The sequence below is a fragment of the Fusobacterium varium genome (assembly GCA_021531615.1).
GTDB classification, from domain to species: domain Bacteria; phylum Fusobacteriota; class Fusobacteriia; order Fusobacteriales; family Fusobacteriaceae; genus Fusobacterium_A; species Fusobacterium_A varium_C.
Window position 1 is genome coordinate 1 of sequence record JADYUE010000073.1, and the last position, 2,937, is coordinate 2,937.

At 27.9% G+C, this 2,937-nt stretch carries 2 protein-coding genes; one reads left to right on the plus strand and one right to left on the minus strand.

Annotated elements, in window-relative coordinates; all coding sequences use genetic code 11:
• Window positions 1–219: 219 nt before the first annotated feature.
• Complete coding sequence (locus tag I6E31_12335) at window positions 220–1,605, minus strand: PLP-dependent aminotransferase family protein (GenBank protein MCF2640748.1); 1,386 nt, start codon at window positions 1,603–1,605, stop codon at window positions 220–222.
• A 165-nt stretch (window positions 1,606–1,770) separates the two neighbouring features.
• Between I6E31_12335 and pdxS the strand changes: the two genes are divergently transcribed.
• Window positions 1,771–2,646, plus strand: coding sequence for a pyridoxal 5'-phosphate synthase lyase subunit PdxS (pdxS, locus tag I6E31_12340; protein ID MCF2640749.1), 876 nt, complete (start codon window positions 1,771–1,773; stop codon window positions 2,644–2,646).
• Window positions 2,647–2,937 lie beyond the last annotated feature (291 nt).

Here is a 2,937-nt window from a genome sequence, read left to right on the forward strand (position 1 = left end):
AAGCAAATTCTCCTAATTTTTAGCTGATTTTTAATTTTTTGTAAACTACATAGCTGAGTAGTTACAGCTGAAGTTTTTAGTAACACTAATTCCTTCAGCTTTTTTATTATCTATTTATAAATTTTACAATTAAAGATATAACTACTAAAATAGCTAAAATTACTAATTTTATCTTTATTCTCTTTATATTTCCTTCTCTCCTATTAAACATATCTTCTCCTATCTTAATTCATCTATCACTGTTTCTAAAATCTTTATTCCTTCATCTATTTCTTCCTCTGTACATTGAGCAAAACTTAATCTTATATAGTTATATGCCTTTTCAGAAAAAACAACTCCTGGTAAAATTCCTACTCCTCTTCTTAAAAGTTTCATATAAACAGCTTCTCCTGTTATTTCATATGGAAGTTCAACCCACAAATTCATTCCACCCTTTGGTTTATTTAATTTTAAATTCTCTATTTTTTTTAATCTATTATACATATACAACTGCTTTCTCTTAAACTCTTTTCTTGATCTTTCAATATGTTTCTCCCATATTCCTTCTTCAAGAAAATATTGAAATACCCTTTGATTCAATCCTGAGTTTGAAATATCACTAGAGTATTTTCCACCTAATACTGAAGTTGCTATCTTTTCTGGAACTATGATAAATCCTAATCTAAATCCAGGCATAAATACTTTTGAGTAGCTTTTTATATATATTACCCTATTATTTTTATCAAAACTTTTTATACTTTTTATTCTCTCATCAGAAAAATATATATCTGAGCTACAATCATCTTCAATTATGTAAAAATCATATTTCTCAGCTAATTTTAATAACTCTTTTCTTTTGCTTTCAGACATAGAGATTCCAGTAGGATTTTGATAAGTTGAAGCTGTATATAAAAACCTTATTTTTTCTCTTTTTAAAATTTTTTCCAGTTCTTTTAAATCAATTCCATCTTTTTTTAATTGAACTTTCTCTACCTTTGCTCCATTATTTTTAAAACTAACTATTGCTCCCTTGTATACTGGATCTTCTGTAACCACTATATCTCCTGAAGTTATCATAACTTTGCTTATAATATCTATCCCTTGTTGAGCTCCAGAAACAATTTGAATATTCTTTATTTCAACATCTATCCCCTCTTTTTTTAACTGCTTTTTTATACTTTTTCTAAGCTCCATATATCCTAGAGGATTTTCATATAATAGTGCTTTTCCACCATCTCTATCTAAAATATAATTTATACTTTTTTTTAATTCTTCAACTGGTAAAAAATCTGCACTTGGAGAAGCAGTAGAGAAATCTATTCTATATTCACTACTAAAATATCCATATTTAAATATCTCATTCTCCATATGATCTTCTGGGTAAAATTTCTTCTCTATATTATAATTTACATAAGCTCCACTTCCACCTCTTAAATAAATATAGCCATTTTCTTCCAATTTTTCATAAGCTTTTATTACAGATGAATGGCTTACTCCAAATTTTTTAGCTAACTCTCTAATAGAAAAAATTTTTCCTTTTAACTCACCATTTTCAATCATCTCTTTTAATTTATAGTAGATTTGAATATATATTTTCTCTCTACTTTTTAACGATATATCTAACATAGAAACTATCTCCTTTAAAATTGTACCGATACACTTATCATTTTTTAATATTGAATAAATATAAATTTTATGTGATACTTATAATATAAATTGCAATATATAAAACTGTATCGATACTCATATTATATATTATTCTAAAAAATATTCAATATGGAGGTTTTTGTTATGTCAAAATATGAATTAAATAAAAATCTAGCTCAAATGTTTAAAGGTGGAGTTATAATGGATGTCACTAATGCTAAAGAAGCTAAAATAGCTGAAGAAGCTGGTGCTTGTGCTGTTATGGCTTTAGAAAGAGTTCCTGCAGATATAAGAAAAGATGGGGGAGTTGCCAGAATGTCTGATCCAAAAATGATAAAAGAGATTCAAGCTGCTGTTTCTATTCCTGTAATGGCAAAGGTAAGAATTGGACATTTTGTAGAAGCTCAAATTTTAGAAGCTCTAGAGATAGATTATATTGATGAAAGTGAAGTATTAACTCCTGCTGACGATAAATTTCATATAGATAAAACTAAATTTAAAGCTCCTTTTGTTTGTGGTGCTAGAAACTTAGGAGAAGCACTTAGAAGAGTATCTGAAGGGGCTAGTATGATTAGAACTAAGGGTGAAGCTGGAACTGGTGATATTATTGAAGCAGTTAAACACATGAGAACTGTTAATGAAGAGATTAGAAAAGTAGTAGCAGCTTCTGAATCAGAACTTTTTAACATAGCTAAAGAAATTGGAGCTCCATATGAATTAGTAAAATTTGTTCATGATAATGGCAAACTTCCAGTTGTAAATTTTGCTGCTGGTGGAGTAGCAACTCCTGCTGATGCTGCACTTATGATGCAATTAGGTTGTGATGGTGTATTTGTAGGATCTGGTATCTTCAAATCTGGAAATCCATTTAAAAGAGCTTCTGCAATAGTTAAAGCTGTAAAAAATTATAATAATCCTAAAATTTTAGCTGAAATCTCTGAAGATTTAGGAGAAGCTATGGTAGGAATAAATGTATACTCTCTTACTGAAGAGGAAAAAATGGCAAAAAGAGGTTGGTAAATACTTATATTTTGCCTAAATTATTAAAAATATTTAAACAGATAAGCTCCTAAACTAATTTTAAGACAGATGAGAATTATAATTATAATTTTCATTTGTCTTTTTATTTACCTTAATTTTTATAATAACTTCTAAAAAAATAGCCTTGGCAATCTCTCGCCAAGGCTAAAATTCAAACTATTGGGTGTATAATTTTTGGTGTTGGTACTTAAATGTATTAACAACTTTTTTACTTTTTTTTCAAAAAAAAGATGAGACAAGTAAATTTTCCTGTTAAAATTAAGTCGCCAA

Coding starts and splice junctions, on each gene's coding strand:
- I6E31_12335 (MCF2640748.1), bottom strand. CDS start 1,605: ATGTTAGATATATCGTTAAAAAGTAGAGAGAAAATATATATTCAAATC.
- pdxS (MCF2640749.1), top strand. CDS start 1,771: ATGTCAAAATATGAATTAAATAAAAATCTAGCTCAAATGTTTAAAGGT.